Here is a 17,520-nt window from a genome sequence, read left to right as displayed (position 1 = left end):
TTGACGGAAGTATCTGTTCCCCATGCCCGCTGATTCTCTAAAAGTTATTGACTGTGTTACACTGAATTTTAATGAGTCAGTCAATCACTTTATATCGACTTATATCGCTTTTTGTTTGCGAATAAATACGCTGCGCGATGAGCATTTTTGTGACGACCGAAATAGTGACGCTAGAAATGGTGACGCTAGAATACCGCAGTTCTCACGCTAAAATAAAAATCATCAATTGGTGGTAACAGAATATAATATGAGTCATTTTGATATTATCATCCGCAATGCTCGCTACTTTGATGGTAGTGACAAACCTTCATCGATCAAGAATATTGGTATTAAGGCGGGCAAAATCGCACGAGTATCAGATGAACTAATCGATGAAACAAATTGCCCAGAAGTCATCGAAGCCAAAGGACTTTGGGCGACGCCGGGATTTATTGACTCGCATACTCACTATGATGCGGAATTATTAATTAGCCCTTCTTTATCTGAGTCAGTTCGTCACGGTGTAACAACCGTCGTCGTTGGTAGCTGCTCTTTAAGCATGATTTGCAGCGACTATGAAGATGCATCGGACATTTTTACCCGTGTTGAAACGGTTCCGAGAGAAAAAGTTCTGCCCATATTAAAACAATACAAAACTTGGAGTCGCCCTAAAGACTGGGTTAATCATGTCAATCAACTGCCGCTAGGTCCTAATCTGATTAGTTATCTTGGGCACAGTGACTTAAGAACGGCCGTAATGGGATTATCACGGGCAACAGACATTAAGCAAATACCGTCTGAAGTAGAAATGCAAGAAATGGAGTCGCTTTTGGAAGAAGCCTTGGATGAAGGCTTTATCGGACTTTCTACGATGTGTTTAAAGTGGGACAAGATTGACGGTGAAAGAGAATGGTCAAAAAGTTTACCGAGTACCTATGCTAAATGGCATGAAGTTTCAAGACTCAATAGACTCCTAAGAAAATATGGAAGAGTTCATCAAGGCGCACCAAATGTTGCTGAGCCCTTGCAAATATCCCAGTATATTAGGGAAAGTATCGGTTGGTTTAGAAACCGGCTTAAAACAACTTTGATTAGCCAAATGGATTTAAAAGGAAGCGCCTATCTCACTTTTTTAACCCGCCTCGTTTCCAATATTACCAACTGGTTTCGTGGCGATTTTCGTTGGCAAGTTTTACCGACACCTTTCACCGTTTATGCTGATGGAATTGATGTTGTGTTTTTCGAAGAATTTGGTGCAGGAGAACTTGCGCTTGATTTAAAAGATGCCGTTGAGAGAAACAACTTACTGAAAGACCAAAAGTATCGTCGCGATTTTCGTCAATTTTATGGAGACAAATTGAGTCCAAGAGTTTGGCAGAGAGACTTCAGTGACGCGATCATTCTAGACTGTCCTGATGGCTCGTTAGTGGGAAAAAATTTTGGTGAGATTGCCGAAGCTAAAAATATTCATGTGGTCGACTTGTTTTTAGATCTTGTCGTAGCGTATGGTAAAAAACTCCGCTGGTATACAACAATTGGAAATCATCGCCCCGCCGTTTTGAAAAGAATGTTAAAAGACAAACGTTCTCTAATTACCTTTAGTGATGCCGGCGCCCACATCAGAAATATGGCATTCTACAATTTACCTTTGAGGCTTTTGAAACTGGCTAAAGAGTCAATTGATAAACAAGAAAAATTTATATCACTAGAGCACGCCATTCACAGAGTTACCGGTGATCAAGCCGATTGGTTAGGCATCGACGCAGGCTATATTAAAGAAAATAATCGAGCTGATATTGTCATTATCGATCCTGCTGGCTTCAATCAAAACTTAGAGTCAGTCACGTGGGCAGAAATGGAAAATTTTAATTTACAACGGCTGGTTAATCGAAATCCAGGCTTAGTTAAACATGTAATAATCAATGGGCATTTTGCAGTTAAAGATGAACAACTCGTGCCCGCGCTCGGTACGGAAAGAAAGTTTGGTTGCTTTATTCGAAGTCATACGCATTAATGGTGGGTAATGCGCTAAACGCTTTATCGAACCGTAAAACAATCTTAAAAAACCCTAAAAAAAATAGCTTTATTTGTAAATTATATCATTTAAAGAATCGAGTTTGAGTGAGTGTTTTTAAAACTCAACAGTAATGATTTTGCCCTACCATCTTTTATCAGTGCAAGTTCTTCGTTACTATAAAAAGTGAGCAAATCAACCAATCCCTTCGGTGGATTATCTTTCACGTTGATATAGCCCATCCGCCAATTATCGAAATCTCGACTTTCGATCAGTTCGTCAGACAAGACAATGACGCGTTTGTGTCGTTTATCCGCTGATATCGTTGAAAAAAGCTTATCAATCGTCGACTCTGCTCCTTCCAAAACCTGCAAGAATATTCCCAGGTGATACAACAAAACTCCCGTAACGTCATTTTTCTCATTATTCGATCGAGCTACGCTTAAAATCTGATTTAGAGCGTCTGTATTCAACTCTGCTAGAGAAGAACTCACGTAAATGATCTGACGAATTTGACTCATTAAACAACTCACCATTGGTCACGGTAGGATTACCAGAATAGCAATAACTATACTTACCCGTTCTTTTGCTTTGAGTTTAGTTGTCAAATGCCGATTACGCAAAGATCACCGTGGCTAATCATGATACTCAAAACGGCGACAACCACCTCGCTACTTGATCCACATATTCCTCGGGTAGTATATGATCAGCCTGATACGTAATAAGTTGCTTTTGAGTCGTCGCTATTTTATCAAAAACGAGCCTGTTTTCTTCCGGCGAAGCAACATCGTCGTAAGCGCCAACAATCATTAATACTCGGTTATCATTAATTAAACTGGCTAAGTTTAACGGCGACACCGACGCAACGCTATTGCTGATGAATGGCGGCACTATCGAAACAACATCTTCCACACGGCCGTCTATCGCTGCGAGAATCAAGCTGACTTGCCCTCCCATACTGTAGCCGGCAAGATGTATTTCCTCCGAGTTAAATTCAGGTTGCTCTACGATCCAGTCAATCAGTAATCGGTTATCGATAACGGTATTGATGATCATATTCTCATAGTCACTTTTATTACCAAAAAAATGTAAGTCGTTCCAAATGGAGCGCAATGGTTTCTCTTTAACCTTACGTTTGCCATGAAAACGGGCATCAATGGCAATAACCGCGAAACCTTTTTGCAAAGCCGCTTGCGTGATTTTATCAACATGAGTTACCGTCGGGCGTCCTTTGAGCGAACTTTGAAACCACCGCGGATAACTGCGCCCCATCGCATGAATACCCACTAGGACTGGAAAAGATTCTTGGTTAGTATTTGGAAATACAACCTTGCCATAGACTTTTTCACCATCGAAAGATTTAAAGCTAAACTCTCTCATCATCTTAGCTCTCGACGTCACTTTAAAGTCATGGAAGCCCTTGAAGTATTGGTACTTAGCAACAATCTCATCCTGGCTCAAATGATCTTCGGGTATTCTCGCGACCAAAACATAGTAAATGAGTCCTATCCCGATTAAACCAACAACGCCCCAGCAGACTCTCTTCAAAATCAGTTTCATATTTCTCATGGACAACTCTATTGTTTCAAAATTGTTTCAAACTTGATGAATAACCAGTATGCAGTTTCTTAAGTGAAATATGAGTGAATCAAAGTGGCGCATGAAAAATGATAGGTTTGCTTACTTAAGCGGCCGCCATAACGCTCGTATAAAAGCTAGATAAAAACACTTTTTGTTTAGACAGGCGTTAGAGCGATATGTTATAAAAACTCTGTAATAACAAATAATAAAAGATCCCAAGTTTTCGTTTCTTTTAACAACTGTCTAACAAGTTTGCTTCGATTTAAATTGCAGTCGACCTTGCCAATTAGGTTGAGTTTGAATCACCAATTACCTGGAGAAGATAATGACAAATGGTTTTAAGTGGTTGCTGGCCATCATTGTGGCTAGTTCACTCTTTGTAACGGTGTTTTCCTCATCGGAAACAGAGGCCAAAGAGAAGGGTCCCATGTCCAGCAAAACCTTTGATGGACTAGCATTTCGCAGTATTGGGCCAGCACTCATGTCTGGTCGAATTGCCGACATCGACATTGACCCCAATAATCGTAACATCTGGTATGTCGCTGTCGGCTCTGGTGGCGTGTGGAAAACCATCAATGCCGGGACAACTTGGGAGCCATTGTTCGACGACCAACCTGTCTATTCTATCGGAACCATTACAATTGATCCGAACAACGCGTCTACCATTTGGGTTGGCACGGGTGAAAATGTGAGTGGTCGCCATGTTAGCTTTGGTGATGGCATCTATGTCAGCCATGATGCCGGTAAAACCTGGCAAAATATGGGCTTAAAAGACTCTGAACACATCTCTGAGATCATTATTCACCCAAAAGACTCAAACACCCTTTGGGTTGCCTCACAGGGACCGCTTTGGTCAAAGGGTGGCCAACGCGGGCTCTATAAAACCACCGATGGTGGCAAAACTTGGTCACGAGTTCTCGGCGATGATAAATGGGTTGGCGTCACTGATGTTCAAATCGATCCACGCAACCCTGATAGACTCTATGCCGCGACCTGGCAAAGACATCGAACAGTGGCTGCGTTGGTCGATGGCGGACCCGGAACAGGAATCCACAGAACCGAAGACGGCGGTAAAACTTGGATTCAGTTAAACCCCGCAAAACACAATCAAAAAGATCTTGAAAAACTATCCACTAACAGTGGATTACCAAAATCCGACATGGGGAAAATTGGGTTAGCGATTTCTCCTATTAATCCGGATGTGGTTTATGCAGCAATCGAACTTGATCGCCGAACCGGTGCGGTTTATCGAAGTGAAGATCGTGGAGCGTCTTGGAAAAAAATGTCTGACGCAGTCGCTGGCGGAACTGGTCCCCATTATTACCAAGAGCTGTACGCCAGCCCGCACAATTTTGACGAGATATTTTTAGCGAATGTTCGCATGCTTCACTCGACCGACGGTGGTAAAACCTTCAAACAAATGAAAGAGGAACATAAACATTCTGATAATCATTCTTTGACCTTCTTACCGGATGACAAAGGCTATTTACTCATGGGGACCGACGGTGGCATTTATGAATCCTTCGATTCTGGCAAAAACTGGCGATACATCCACAATTTACCCTTAACTCAGTTTTACAAGGTTGCTGTTGATGATGCACAACCCTTTTACAATGTTTTTGGTGGTACGCAAGACAATGGGACTCAAGGCGGGCCGTCTCGTACCGACAACCGAAATGGGATCCGCAATGCCGATTGGGAAATGGTATTGTTCGGTGACGGGCATCAACCTGCAACCGAGCCCGGTAACCCAGATATCATGTATGGCGAGTGGCAGCAAGGTAACTTAATGCGTATCGATCGAAAAACCGGTGAGCTAGTTTACATTCAGCCACAACCCGCGCCAGGCGATCCGGTAGAGCGCTTTAATTGGGATGCACCAATTTTGGTTAGTCCTCACGATCCGAAAACAATCTATCATGCCTCGCAACGGGTCTGGCGCTCAGAGAATCGGGGTGATAGCTGGACCGCTATCTCGGGCGATCTCACTAAAAACCTCGAGCGAATTGAACAGCCGATAATGGACGGCCAACCCGGTTGGGATTCTGCTTGGGATATGTGGGCTATGTCCGACTACAGCACGATCACTTCGTTAGCTGAATCCCCAAAACAGCCCGGATTAATCTATGCCGGCACCGACGATGGATTAATTCAAGTTACCGAAAATGGCGGCAAAAACTGGCGAAAAATGGAAGTCGGAGACTTACCAGGGGTACCTGACAGCGCGTTCGTTAATGATATTCGCGCTGATTTGTTTGACCCTGACACTGTCTATATCGCCCTGGATAATCACAAGTTTGGCGATTACAAGCCTTACCTTTTAAAAAGTACCAACCGCGGTAAGAGTTGGCGCTCGATCGCCAGCAACCTTCCTGATAAACACCTTGTATGGCGTCTCGTTCAAGACCATATCAACAAAGACCTTATCTTTGCAGCAACAGAATTTGGCGTGTTTTTTACGGTTGATGGCGGTAAAGACTGGATTGAACTCAATGGCGGCTTACCCACTATTGCGTTTCGTGATATTGCCATTCAACGCCGCGAAAATGACTTAGTATTAGCGAGCTTTGGTCGTAGTTTTTATATTCTCGATGACTATTCAGCACTACGCGATATCTCTGCTGACTCGGTCAAACAAGATTCTCTACTATTCAAACCAAGAAAAGCTTGGTGGTACATCGAGCAGGGTCCGCTATCTCGCTTTGACAAACTCGGTTATCAAGGTGCCAGTTATTATGCGGCCGATAACCCACCGTTTGGCGCAACTTTTACTTATTATTTGAAAGATAAACTCAAAACCAATAAAGATGTTCGTCAAAAGTCAGAAAAAGCATTAAAAGAAAAAGGAAAGCCAATTCCATTTCCAGGTTGGGAGGCCGTTGAAACTGAGCGAAGACAACGCGATCCCAAAATATGGCTAACCGTCCGGAACGGTGATAACAAGGTTGTTAGACGAATTGAAGGTATCAACAAAGCCGGTATCAATCGAGTGAGCTGGGGGCTCGACCTACCACCGTCCGACGTTATCGATAAACCCAAAGCTGAAGAAAGCAACGCTTATATCCAGTTTGGGTTGTTAGCGGCGCCGGGAGAATACAGTGTAAGTTTAGAGAAAGAAGTTGATGGCGAAGTGACTCAACTGCAAAGCCCTGTATCTTTTATGGTTGAACCAATGACTCAAGGTGCGCTCAAAGGTGCTGCTCCAGAAAAAGTGGCAGAATTTTGGCTAGAATTGCATGCGGTATCACGCGACTCAAATGCAACCCATTATGCCCTTAACCAAGCGATAGAAAGAGTTAAAATGCTCTACCGAGCCATCAGTGAATCACAGTCGGCGCCAGGCGATTTAGAGCAACAACTTCACGCTATCCGCGCGGAACTACTGGATATCAACCACATACTTAACGACGATCAATCTCGTGGCGAAGTGTATTTATCTAACCGAAAAACCGTCGAAAACTTAATCGGTGTTGCTATGCTTGGAACGGCATTTTCCACATATGGACCGACAGCAACTCACCGCCAAAGTCTTGACCGCGCCAAGCGTGCGCTAGGTGAACAAAATGATCGCTTGAAAAAAATCGTCAATGAGCGCATTCCTGCCCTCGAAGCGGCCTTGCGAGAATTGGGCGCTCCTTGGATTAAAGGACAAGCGTTACCTTAAACCATTGGGTAACACCTAAACGGTCAGCAAGCCGCCATTTATTGGCGGCTTTTTTATGCTTTCCTCTTTTTATCAATCATGGCGCTTTCATATTTCATCAACTTAATCCCAAATTCTTTTAAAAAAGTTTAAACCGACTAGGTAGATGGGGCGACCCATCAGTGTCCAAACCATTTTAAGAGGAAAAGACCATGAAAGTTAAAACGTTACTTAGCGCAGTTTCATTGACCCTTTGCTTAACATCATTCTCCGCGTTCGCCGATGACACTAAGTCAAAAGTTGAAAATCCGCAAAACCAAACTAAAGCACAGGTCAAGCGTGAAAAAGGTTCGGGAATGGCTACTGGAAAGCGCCAACACAAGCCGGTCAGTATTACCAAGCCGCTTGATAAGGCATCCCCACTATTGAATAAGCCGCTAACTAAAAATAATAACCGAGCCGGTTATCGCTTGTGCCCTGATGGCACTCGAATTAATCCCGGTGAAAAATGCCCGGAAAAAGCAGCAAAAATTGGTTATCGTCTTTGTCCTGACGGCACTCGGATTAATCCCGGTGAAAAGTGTCCAGAGCGCAAAAAATAACCCGATAAAAAATCCTCAAAAATGTCGTCAATTAAGTTCAGCCTGACGACATTTTCGATTTATCGCCCATTAACCTCTAAATAGACCTTTTTTCTCTCACTTACTTCGTCGGTGCACGCCAATGCTGTTCCAAATGCCTGCGGCTAGTCATTAATATCTAATAAAGATCTAACTCGGTGGTTGCACTGTTAAATTTAGAAACATTATTTCAATGCGGTGAATTCGATCATTGATCGGTGATTTGATAACCTGCGTTACCGTTATTGAATCATTAATCCGTCTAATATAGGAAAACAACATGAAAAGATGGTCAACCCTGCTGTTAAGTCTCGTCTTAGCCAGTGCTAGCCTGGTGTCGTACGCTAAAGATCGTGACACCGCCATTACAAGGATCAACTTCAGTACCTCAGTCCCCTCAGAAGGAAATCTGGTACTAGGAATTTATCAAGATAACGAACTTGGACAGTATGGACAAGCCATTGATGATAAGACTAACGGTGGGTTAAAACACGCAATTAAAGCCTCAAAATTTGAAGCTCAATCACAAAAAACAACGACTATCACCGCTCCCATGGGATCTGGCTATAACCAAATTTTGCTCGTCGGTCTCGGTAAAAGAGGTGAAGATAAAACTAATTTGGAATGGCAAAAAATCGGCGGTAACGCTGTTCAAGCTGCGGTCAAAGCATTTAAACAAGCACCGGCAATGTTGTTTGATGTCTCAGGCGACGCTAGTGCGCATATAGCCTATGGCGCCAACTTAGGAAGCTACTATTTCGATAAATACTACACTGACGAAAAGCGTAAAAAACACCAAGCGGCGTTGACGATTATCAATAGTGATTCCACCGCTGCAGCCAAGCGCTACAAGTCAGAGCTTGAGCCGGTAGCGAAAGGTATTTGGCATACAAGAAATATGTCGAATGAACCGGCCAATGTCATCTATCCGGAAAGTTTTGTCGCACAATGGAAACAACATTTTAAGGGAATGAAAAATATCAAAATTCGCGTGATTGATGAAGATGACATGCTTGATATGGGCATGGGCGCGATTTACGGCGTGGGTCAAGGCAGTAAACGCCCGCCACGAATGATGATTGTTGAGTACATGGGCGGTAACAAAGGCGATGCACCGATCGCAATTGTTGGCAAGGGAATTACATTTGATACTGGCGGTATTAGTATCAAGGGTTCCAATAACATGTGGAATATGAAGTTCGATATGTCAGGTGCCGCCAGTACAATGGGAACACTTTACGCACTAGCCGGTCGCAAAGCGAAAGTGAATGTTGTCGGCGTTGCAGCGCTTGCTGAAAATATGCCGAGCGGCAGCGCACAACGTCCTGGTGATGTCGTGACATCAATGTCGGGTAAGACGATTCAAATTCGTTCAACGGATGCGGAAGGTCGATTGGTACTCGCTGATGCAATGTATTATGCAGACACTAAATACAACCCATCGCTACTCGTTGACCTAGCGACCTTGACCGGCTCTGCCAGTCGCGCTTTGGGGAAAGACTACGCAGCAATGTTTTCGCGCCATGACGACCTTGCCGAGAAGTTTTCTGCCGCAGGCAAGTTAACTGGGGATGAAGTTTGGAGATTACCGCTCAACAAAAATCACTTTAAAGCCATCAAAAATAATGTTGCTGATATCATGAACTCTGGTCCTAAGGCCCCTGGCGCAAGCGCTGGCGCCGCTTTTGTGGGTACATTTGTCAGAGACACGACACCTTGGGTACACTTCGATATCGCTGGTGTTGCTTGGGGAGATAATACCACTCCGGTTAAAGCGTCCCCGGGGTCAACCTCTTTTGGCATTAGATTATTAAATGGCTACATCAAAGAACACTTTGAAAGTAAATAGCAAGCCTTACCAATTAAAAAGAGCGCTTAGAGCGCTCTTTTTTTATCCTGATTTAAAGGAATCGACTACAGACACTTAGTTTCCGCAGTTCACAGCAACGCCCTGATCGCCATCCGAACTTGGAACCGCGTTAAAGCTGGTTGCTTGAGCCGCATTAAAGACACAACTCGCACTTGTACCCGATAAAATCGGTCCAGCCATTCCTGGTGAAGTGGTATATCCCCACGAATTGACCGAAATGATCGGTCCATTGCCATTGCTCAGCGGTTGAACCCAAGGACCACCTGACGAACCACCCGACAAACCGCAATTAGGAAGCCACCAGTTATCTGTCCCTTCAGTTCCCATATCTTCAGCACAGTACATAAAATTGGGATCATCACTGTAAGAGTAACCGAGAGCGTGGGTAAAGCTACCTTGATTAGGGTTACTGAAATCGACATTCATTGAGCCAACCTCGGTATCTAGCGAGTCAGAGCCAACATTGGTTCCAGAATGCGCGCCATTATCACTGACGACATAATAGGCATAATCCCAAGGAATATTGTCCGGGAATGTGCGGGTCGTCCAATTAACGTCGACGACTCCAAAAGAGGGAGTCCAGCAACCAACGGGATCGTTACTGCAATTGGAATCTGTGCCGGTTCCTGTGGTGTCATTTTGATTAGGAATAAACAACACATTTCTCGCGAACGCTTTACTGGCATCATCATAAACGCAGTGCGCGGCAGTGATAATTATCGAGCGCCCCGAAGTACCATCGGTCGCCACTGTGCCGGAGCATACATAGGCATTCCAGCGCTTTCGACGATTATTACTTGGCATTTCATAGAGCAGCCGACCAGCGGTTTGTTGAACCAGCCCGCCATCGGTCCAGGGAGAATTGGTAATCACATTCCCGCCTGGGTCTCCGCCGCCCCCAGTATCAACTGTGAAGTCCCAGGATGCAGAAGTCGTCGTATTGCCCTTACCTTTAGTGTTATCTTTAGCTTCGACTTGCCAGCTCCAACCGGTACCTTCGGTAAACCCCGAAAGCGTCGTCTCCCAGACACTGCCGCCTGAGTTGGAAGCCGCAAAGGATTGATTGCTACCGTCAGGAAAGTTGATAACAATCGAAACCGTTTTAACCCCACTGGCATCAGTGACATTAGCCGCAAATCGCTGACTTGCCCCTATGGTCGCGCCGTTACCGGGCTCGATTTGAGAAATCGATGGTCCTTCGTTATCGCCTCCACCTGGTTTAGCTTTCGGCGATGGTTGCGGGGTTGAAATCTGAGTCAGTCTTTGATGGCCATGTGGGATAAGTGAGCCGTCTTTTCGACGAATGTATCCATAACCTTGATTGTCTTTGACCATATCTCTTGGAATCGCTGAATTTATCCGTTCTGGCGTCCAATAGTCAAAAATCTTTTTATTTTTATCAGAGGGTGCGGCGTTAGCCAAAGTCAAACACATCGGTGCAGCCAATAAACCCGCAAGCAAGACTTTCAATGTTTTGCGTTTCTTCATGCTGTGATCCTTCCTTTGTCTTGTGAAAAGTACTAATCTTTGAAGGTCTTACAACGAAATGGATTTTAACCTGCTGATTTATGAAGCTTTATCTTTCTCCCGCTAGTTTGCTCTTGTCGCTTGATGAATCCATCTATTCGTTTAACAACTTGATACAACAGCCTTCAAGATATCTTTTTAGGTCAAAAGCGCCAATTTGGAGTTTATGGATCTCAGATCGGCAAGTTCCAAACTGGCTACCTTAGCTTTCCTCAGAATCCCAGGCATAGATAGGCAAATAACGACAAATTTTCTTAAAAACACGACAAACTTTGCTAACTACTGACTTTGAGCAACACTTTCAGCGATCAGCCTATTTATTATTATCACATCCGGTAATTTTTTATATTCGGAACGCTTTATGCAGATAACACAAGCCAGATGTTGTCATTTGCCTTTAATCTGTCTCAATTAGGCTCTTTAAGCGCTCCAATCTGGTGCTTTGCACTTTTTATGGGCGCACCAAATTAGAGCGCAGATCCGATGATAGCGGACTGAATGTCTGTTTGACGTTCTCGGCACCAATAACTTACCCACGACTTTTAATGTAAGTCAGTGATGAATAAATTAGTTTAGTTAGCTTAAGGGAGCAGCCATGCCTAGTTACGTTAATCGATATATCAGTGCTTTAACTCGCGACACTTATGCCCTTATTTTAGCCGGTGGCAAAGGTTCACGTTTACATGAACTGACCGACTGGCGAGCTAAGCCTGCAACCTTTTTTGGCGGTAAATTTAGAATCATTGACTTTCCTTTGTCCAACTGTATCAACTCGGGGATACGAAGAGTCGGGATTGCCACCCAATACAAATCTCACTCACTGATAAGACATGTTAATCGCGCTTGGGGACATTTCAAAAAAGAACTGGGCGAATCTGTCGAGATTTTACCCGCGTCCCAACGGTATGGCGATGGGTGGTATATGGGTACCGCGGATGCGGTGTTCCAAAATATCGATATTATTCGCCACGAACTTCCTAAATACGTAATGATTCTCTCTGGTGATCACGTTTACCGCATGGACTATGGTGCCCTGCTCGCTAGCCACGTGGAGAACGGCGCAGATATGACTGTTTGTTGTATTGAAGTCCCCACTGAAGAGGCTGCAGGATCTTTTGGCGTGATGACGGTAAACGACAAGAATCGGGTATGTCGATTTGATGAAAAGCCGGAAACACCCAGCGAAGTCCCTGGCAAACCAGGGATCACCTTGGCCTCAATGGGAAACTATGTATTTAATACCGAATTCTTGTTTGAAACCCTGCGCAAGGACGCAAACCGTGACGATTCAAGCCGAGATTTTGGACATGATATCATTCCTGAGATAATTGATTCGCATAATGTATATGCTTATCCATTTACCGATCCAGACAAAGATCGCCAGCCTTATTGGCGAGATGTGGGCACGCTCGACTCTTTTTGGGAAGCCAATATGGAAATGGTGGCAAAAGAGCCGCAATTAGATCTCTATGATGAATCTTGGCCGATTTGGACCTATCAAGAACAAAACGCGCCAGCCAAGTTCGTTCACGACGAAGATCATCGCCGTGGTTGCGCTATTGACTCAACCGTTGCCGGTGGGGTTATCGTTTCAGGCTCAATGGTTAAGCGGTCTCTCTTGTTCAGCCAAGTTCGCGTAAACTCATACTGTACTATCGATCAAGCCGTAATTTTACCCGGTGCTGAAATTGGCCGTAATGTTACCTTGATCAAAGCAATCGTCGATCGCAGTTGTGTTGTCCCCGATGGTTTACAAATTGGTTTGAATAATGAACAGGACCGCGCAAATGGCTTCAGAGTCACTGATAAAGGCGTTGTCCTGGTCACTCGAGAAATGATCGCAGATTATCTAAAAAGAAACAATCAGTAGCTTTAATCTCATACTACAATTATGATGCGCAAACCAAACTGTTTGAGTAGATTAATTGGGATTAGTTAAGTTGCACAAAGTACTGATGATCGCCGCCGAGAATGACGTCTTACCCAATGGAAAAGTTGGAGGCGTCGGTGATGTTGTGCGAGATGTCCCTCTCGAGCTTGCCAATCAGGGACACTGTGTCGATGTCATCACGCCCAGCTATGGGTTTCACGCCAATGACAATCCATCGACTCTCAACTTATCTTTTGACATTGAGTTTTCTGGCAAAATAGAAAAAATTGATCTTTACAAGCTCAATTTAAAAAACACTCAAAAAGTCAATCATTGGGTTATCGAAAGCGATGTTTTTGCACTTTATGGCTCGGGTATTTATTTTGATGATGGTCACCAACGACCATTTGCCAGCGATGCAACTAAATTCGCGCTTTTTTGTGCCGCTTTAGCAGAGCTACTTGTGACTCATTGGCAAGATAGGTTTTCGGTTGTACATTTACACGATTGGCACGCAGCAATTCTCGCCATTTTACGAGAGTTTGAACCAAAGTACCATGGATTAAAAAAACTACCCTTCGTATACACAATCCACAATCTCGCGTTACAAGGAATAAGGCCTTTCGAAAAAGATCCTTCTTCGCTTAACTCATGGTTTCCTGCGCTCAATTACCAACTAGAAAAAATTCAAGATCCGCGTTATCAAAACTGCTTTAACCCCGTAAGAGCGGGTATTAATTTATCCGATAAAGTTCATGTAGTCTCTCCAACTTATGCGAAAGAAATTCTCCAACCTTCTAATCATGAAATCGGGTTTATCGGCGGAGAAGGTCTAGAAAATGACTTAAGAAATGCCAGCATCGACAATCGACTCAAAGGAATCATTAATGGTTGTGACTACACAACTGCTGCGGTAACTAAGCTAGATTTAAGCACTTTCTATAAAAAAGTTGAAAATACGCTTCGCGAGAATATTGAAGATGTTGAACTAAAAGCAAAGACTACAGATACGATTAAATCGAAGACACACCGTCTAGCATTCGAAAAAATAAAGCTTTGGCAAACTCTGCCTAATAATGGTCCGCTGTTAACCAGCGTTGGTAGAGTCACTTCACAAAAAGTCAGTTTGCTGGTAGAACCAAAAGACGATTTATGGGTGTTAGATAGTTTGCTTAAAGAAATTACTCGTTTCGATGGCCGTTTCATTTTGTTAGGTTCCGGAGACGGTAAGCTAGAGTCTCAACTAACCCAAGTGATGAGTCGCCACAATAACTTTCTCTTTTTAAATGGTTATTGGCAGCCTCTTTCTGATCAGCTTTATCAGCTTGGCGATCTCTTTATCATGCCAAGTTCTTTCGAACCTTGTGGTATTAGCCAGATGATCGCCATGCGATTTGGTCAGCCCTGTCTAGTCCATGATATTGGTGGGTTACACGACACTGTAAAACATCTAGAGTCTGGTTTTTCATTTAAAGGTGATGATATTGCATCACAATCTCAAGCACTCATTGACACATTGAGCTTAGCGCTCGACATGAATAAAAACAAAAAGTCGCAATGGCAGAAGATTAAGCGTAATGCACTAGCTCAGCGTTTCGATTGGCAAAGCAGTGTCGAGCAATACGTTAGTCAGCTCTACAATTAACGCTGTTTAAATTTTTTATAAGCCGTATCGACTAAAATGAGCGTTGTGGCTGTCAATAAAAGATAAAACCATTGTTGTAATGTAACTGGCTCCACTTCCAAAATTCCGCTCAGCCCATCCAAATACATTGCGCCGATGTGAAGCGATTGCGCAATCAATATTCCTAATAATAATAACTTATTACTTAAAAACGGAATTGAAAAAATTGATTGCGATTCAGAACGACTATTCAACGCATGTACATTTTCGAACAACACCATTAACAGTAAAGTCATGTTTCGCGCACTGGTTTCTTGTATACCTTGTGAGAGACATAAATAAAACAAAGCAAAAGCCACTCCTCCCATAACAATCGCATTAACAATGACTCGCTCTAACATTAATCGGTTAAATATCGGTTCATTGGGTTTTCTGGGTGGATTGTTTAACTCTTTTCCTTCCGCAGGCTCAAAAGCCAGCGCAACATCTTGGACCCCATTGGTCACCAAATTTAACCAGAGCAATTGAATCGGAAATAATGGCAACGGTAATCCCGCCAATAAACTTAAAATGAACAGGATAATTTCCGCGGCACCCGTTGAAATTAATAAAAATATCACTTTGCGAATGTTTGCGTATACTACACGGCCTTCTCGAATACCATTAACGATTGATGAGAAGTTATCATCCGTTAAAATTAAATCAGCACTTTCCCGCGCAACATCAGTTCCCCGCTTACCCATTGCAATACCAACATGAGAATTTTTTAAAGCGGGCGCGTCATTAACACCATCACCAGTCACGGCCACGTAATGGCCTTGCCGTTGTAACTCTTCAACAATGCATTGTTTCTCTAAGGGTTTAACGCGCGCAAAAACCGATGTTTCGCTAACAGCCTTGGCAAACGCCTGAGGGTTATTGCTTTTAAGATCGCGTATTTGTTCGCCGGTTAACACATTACCATTACCTTCTATCTTAACTTGACGCGCAATTTCCAGCGCGGTAGCCGGATGATCGCCGGTAATCATGGCAACCTCAATTCTTGCTGATTTGCAGGCTTTCACTGCATCAAAAACCTCATGCCTTAATGGGTCAATAATGCCGACCAATCCAATAAACTCGAGTCCACTCAGCTCATCTTCTACCTGATGCGGTAATGTTTGAATCTCTTTGCCTGCAAATGCTAATACACGATAACCTTTTTCCGCGAGAGTAAGAACTTGTTGTTCAATTTCAGCCAATAATTGTTCATCGTCTTGACTATCACATTGAGTCTTTATCGTTTCCCAACTACCTTTTACTGACAATAAAAACCGACCATCTAGACGATTGAGCGATGCACTAAAAGCATTTTCCGACTCATAGGGTATTTTCATAATTTCGGGGTGACGTTGCTGAAGTACTCTGTGCTCAATGCCGTATTTGTTAAGCAAAACAAGTAGAGCGATGTCGACTTGATCCCCTTCACCAATTAAGTTTCCTTCGGCGAGATATAACTCGGCTTCATTCGCCAATGCCCCCGTCATACACAAGCGTTTGAGTTGTTGTTGGTCTTGCTCGCCTTGTTCTCCTATAATATCACCGTGAAGATTCAATCCTTCACCAGTCACCGATAGTGTTCTGGCATTTGGAAGAATTACTCGGCTCACCGTCATATCGTTCACCGTAAGCGTACCGGTTTTATCAGACGCGATATAAGTACAGGAACCTAAACTTTCAACTGCCATCAAATTTCTTACAATGACATTGACCTTAGCCATTCTGCGCATGCCAATCGCTAAGGCAATAGTAATCGCGGCAGGTAACCCTTCTGGGATCGCTGAAACCGCGAGCGCAACACCAAGAAAAAAGAACTGTGTTAACGAGTCGCCTCGAAGCATCGCGATTAAGAAAATAAATGCAACCACAATAAGCGTTGCAATAGTCACATTGTAGGTAAATTTTTCAATACGGGTGAGTAAAGGCGGTTTGACCGATTCGCTGGTATTTACCGCTTTCGCTATCTTTCCAATTTCGGTATTTATTCCAGTATGAGTGACGACAATTATCCCTCGCCCACGAGCCACTAAAGTACCAGCAAAACACTTTTGGTTATTTTCAAAATCCGTAATCTGCGACTCTTCAAACGCTTCTGCCACTTGTTTTGAAACTTCAGCAGACTCTCCTGTTAACAAAGACTCATCAATTAACAACTGTTGTGCTTGTATACAAATACCATCCGCGGGAACGCGATCACCTGAGGCCAATAAAACAATATCACCGGGAACAATTAACGTCGAATCAATAGATTGAGTGTGGCCATCTCGAATAACCGTGCTCAGCTGAGGGACCATCTTTTTTAAAGCATTCGCGGCTTTCTCAGCTGAAAATTCTTGCAGACTACCGATAATCGCATTAATCAAAAGCACCGCAAAAATAAAGATTCCATTGAGATTTTTACCGAGCGCAAATGAGATAATCGCAGCGATCAACAAGACGTAAATAAATGGACTTTTAAACTGCCTTAAAAATAAAATCAATAGCGCGGGCGGTGGGGATTCAGGTAGACAGTTCTCACCAAATTCTGCTAATTTTAAAGTTACCAGGCGAGAATCTAAACCGGTAATCGTTTCTTTCAGAGGCATGACAAGTTCCCCTTTCTTGACAAAATTTTTGCATAGCGAATTAAATCGACCAAAGTACGCTTAGATCGAGATAAAGTATCACTTGTGAATACCGGCGGTTATTATCGATAAGATAATTCCACTTTTCATTCTTGATGGGTAATTCCAACTCAACATTATTTATTGTTA

10 protein-coding genes are annotated in these 17,520 nt (G+C 43.4%); 6 read left to right on the top strand and 4 right to left on the bottom strand.

Annotated elements, in window-relative coordinates:
- Positions 1–247: 247 nt before the first annotated feature.
- Entirely contained in the window at positions 248–1,993 is a 1,746-nt protein-coding gene (locus FLL45_RS04025) for an N-acyl-D-amino-acid deacylase family protein (RefSeq protein ID WP_142888486.1), read from the top strand.
- 89 nt (positions 1,994–2,082) lie between these two features.
- Here the strand turns inward: FLL45_RS04025 and FLL45_RS04020 are convergent, their stop codons facing one another.
- Both FLL45_RS04020 and FLL45_RS04015 read right to left on the bottom strand, forming a co-directional pair.
- Positions 2,083–2,514, bottom strand: coding sequence for a BLUF domain-containing protein (locus tag FLL45_RS04020; protein WP_185964317.1), 432 nt, complete (start codon positions 2,512–2,514; stop codon positions 2,083–2,085).
- Positions 2,515–2,641: 127 nt separating this feature from the next.
- Positions 2,642–3,562 carry an alpha/beta hydrolase gene (locus tag FLL45_RS04015; RefSeq protein WP_142888484.1) on the bottom strand — a complete coding sequence of 307 codons (921 nt, stop codon included), beginning with the start codon at positions 3,560–3,562 and terminating at the stop codon, positions 2,642–2,644.
- Between the two features lie 337 nt (positions 3,563–3,899).
- On the opposite strand from FLL45_RS04015, the gene FLL45_RS04010 reads away from it, so the two are divergent.
- From FLL45_RS04010 to FLL45_RS04000, 3 genes are all read left to right on the top strand, one after another.
- On the top strand, positions 3,900–7,238 hold the full coding sequence (locus tag FLL45_RS04010) for a VPS10 domain-containing protein (RefSeq protein WP_142888483.1): 3,339 nt from the start codon (positions 3,900–3,902) through the stop codon (positions 7,236–7,238).
- Positions 7,239–7,429: 191 nt separating this feature from the next.
- Positions 7,430–7,819 carry a type VI secretion system tube protein Hcp gene (locus FLL45_RS04005; RefSeq protein WP_142888482.1) on the top strand — a complete coding sequence of 130 codons (390 nt, stop codon included), beginning with the start codon at positions 7,430–7,432 and terminating at the stop codon, positions 7,817–7,819.
- A gap of 298 nt (positions 7,820–8,117) precedes the next feature.
- Positions 8,118–9,686 (top strand): leucyl aminopeptidase, encoded by a 1,569-nt coding sequence (locus tag FLL45_RS04000; protein ID WP_142888481.1) that lies wholly within the window; start codon positions 8,118–8,120, stop codon positions 9,684–9,686.
- 75 nt (positions 9,687–9,761) lie between these two features.
- On the opposite strand, the gene FLL45_RS03995 is transcribed toward FLL45_RS04000, so the two are convergent.
- On the bottom strand, positions 9,762–11,195 hold the full coding sequence (locus tag FLL45_RS03995; RefSeq protein ID WP_142888480.1) for an Ig-like domain-containing protein: 1,434 nt from the start codon (positions 11,193–11,195) through the stop codon (positions 9,762–9,764).
- A gap of 634 nt (positions 11,196–11,829) precedes the next feature.
- Here FLL45_RS03995 and glgC point away from each other — a divergent pair.
- Together glgC and FLL45_RS03985 are read left to right on the top strand one after the other, a co-directional pair.
- Positions 11,830–13,104, top strand: a complete 1,275-nt coding sequence (gene glgC, locus FLL45_RS03990) for a glucose-1-phosphate adenylyltransferase (protein ID WP_142888479.1) — start codon at positions 11,830–11,832, stop codon at positions 13,102–13,104.
- A gap of 55 nt (positions 13,105–13,159) precedes the next feature.
- The gene (locus FLL45_RS03985; protein WP_210247105.1) at positions 13,160–14,749 is read left to right on the top strand and encodes a glycogen synthase; all 1,590 of its coding nucleotides are present in this window, start codon (positions 13,160–13,162) and stop codon (positions 14,747–14,749) included.
- Here the strand turns inward: FLL45_RS03985 and FLL45_RS03980 are convergent.
- Complete coding sequence (locus FLL45_RS03980; protein ID WP_142888478.1) at positions 14,746–17,352, bottom strand: cation-translocating P-type ATPase; 2,607 nt, start codon at positions 17,350–17,352, stop codon at positions 14,746–14,748. The two genes, FLL45_RS03985 and FLL45_RS03980, sit on opposite strands and share 4 nt — an antisense overlap.
- Positions 17,353–17,520: the final 168 nt, after the last annotated feature.

It is taken from the genome of Aliikangiella marina, assembly GCF_007004765.1.
Taxonomy (GTDB): Bacteria; Pseudomonadota; Gammaproteobacteria; order Enterobacterales; family Kangiellaceae; genus Aliikangiella; species Aliikangiella marina.
The sequence above is the reverse complement of the archived record's forward strand: the minus strand, read 5'-3'. Positions and strand labels throughout refer to the sequence as shown.

Excerpts from the sequence above, each read along its gene's own strand:
- FLL45_RS04025 (WP_142888486.1), top strand. The coding sequence starts at position 248 with ATGAGTCATTTTGATATTATCATCCGCAATGCTCGCTACTTTGATGGT.
- FLL45_RS04020 (WP_185964317.1), bottom strand. The coding sequence starts at position 2,514 with ATGAGTCAAATTCGTCAGATCATTTACGTGAGTTCTTCTCTAGCAGAG.
- FLL45_RS04015 (WP_142888484.1), bottom strand. The coding sequence starts at position 3,562 with ATGAGAAATATGAAACTGATTTTGAAGAGAGTCTGCTGGGGCGTTGTT.
- FLL45_RS04010 (WP_142888483.1), top strand. The coding sequence starts at position 3,900 with ATGACAAATGGTTTTAAGTGGTTGCTGGCCATCATTGTGGCTAGTTCA.
- FLL45_RS04005 (WP_142888482.1), top strand. The coding sequence starts at position 7,430 with ATGAAAGTTAAAACGTTACTTAGCGCAGTTTCATTGACCCTTTGCTTA.
- FLL45_RS04000 (WP_142888481.1), top strand. The coding sequence starts at position 8,118 with ATGAAAAGATGGTCAACCCTGCTGTTAAGTCTCGTCTTAGCCAGTGCT.
- FLL45_RS03995 (WP_142888480.1), bottom strand. The coding sequence starts at position 11,195 with ATGAAGAAACGCAAAACATTGAAAGTCTTGCTTGCGGGTTTATTGGCT.
- glgC (WP_142888479.1), top strand. The coding sequence starts at position 11,830 with ATGCCTAGTTACGTTAATCGATATATCAGTGCTTTAACTCGCGACACT.
- FLL45_RS03980 (WP_142888478.1), bottom strand. The coding sequence starts at position 17,352 with ATGCCTCTGAAAGAAACGATTACCGGTTTAGATTCTCGCCTGGTAACT.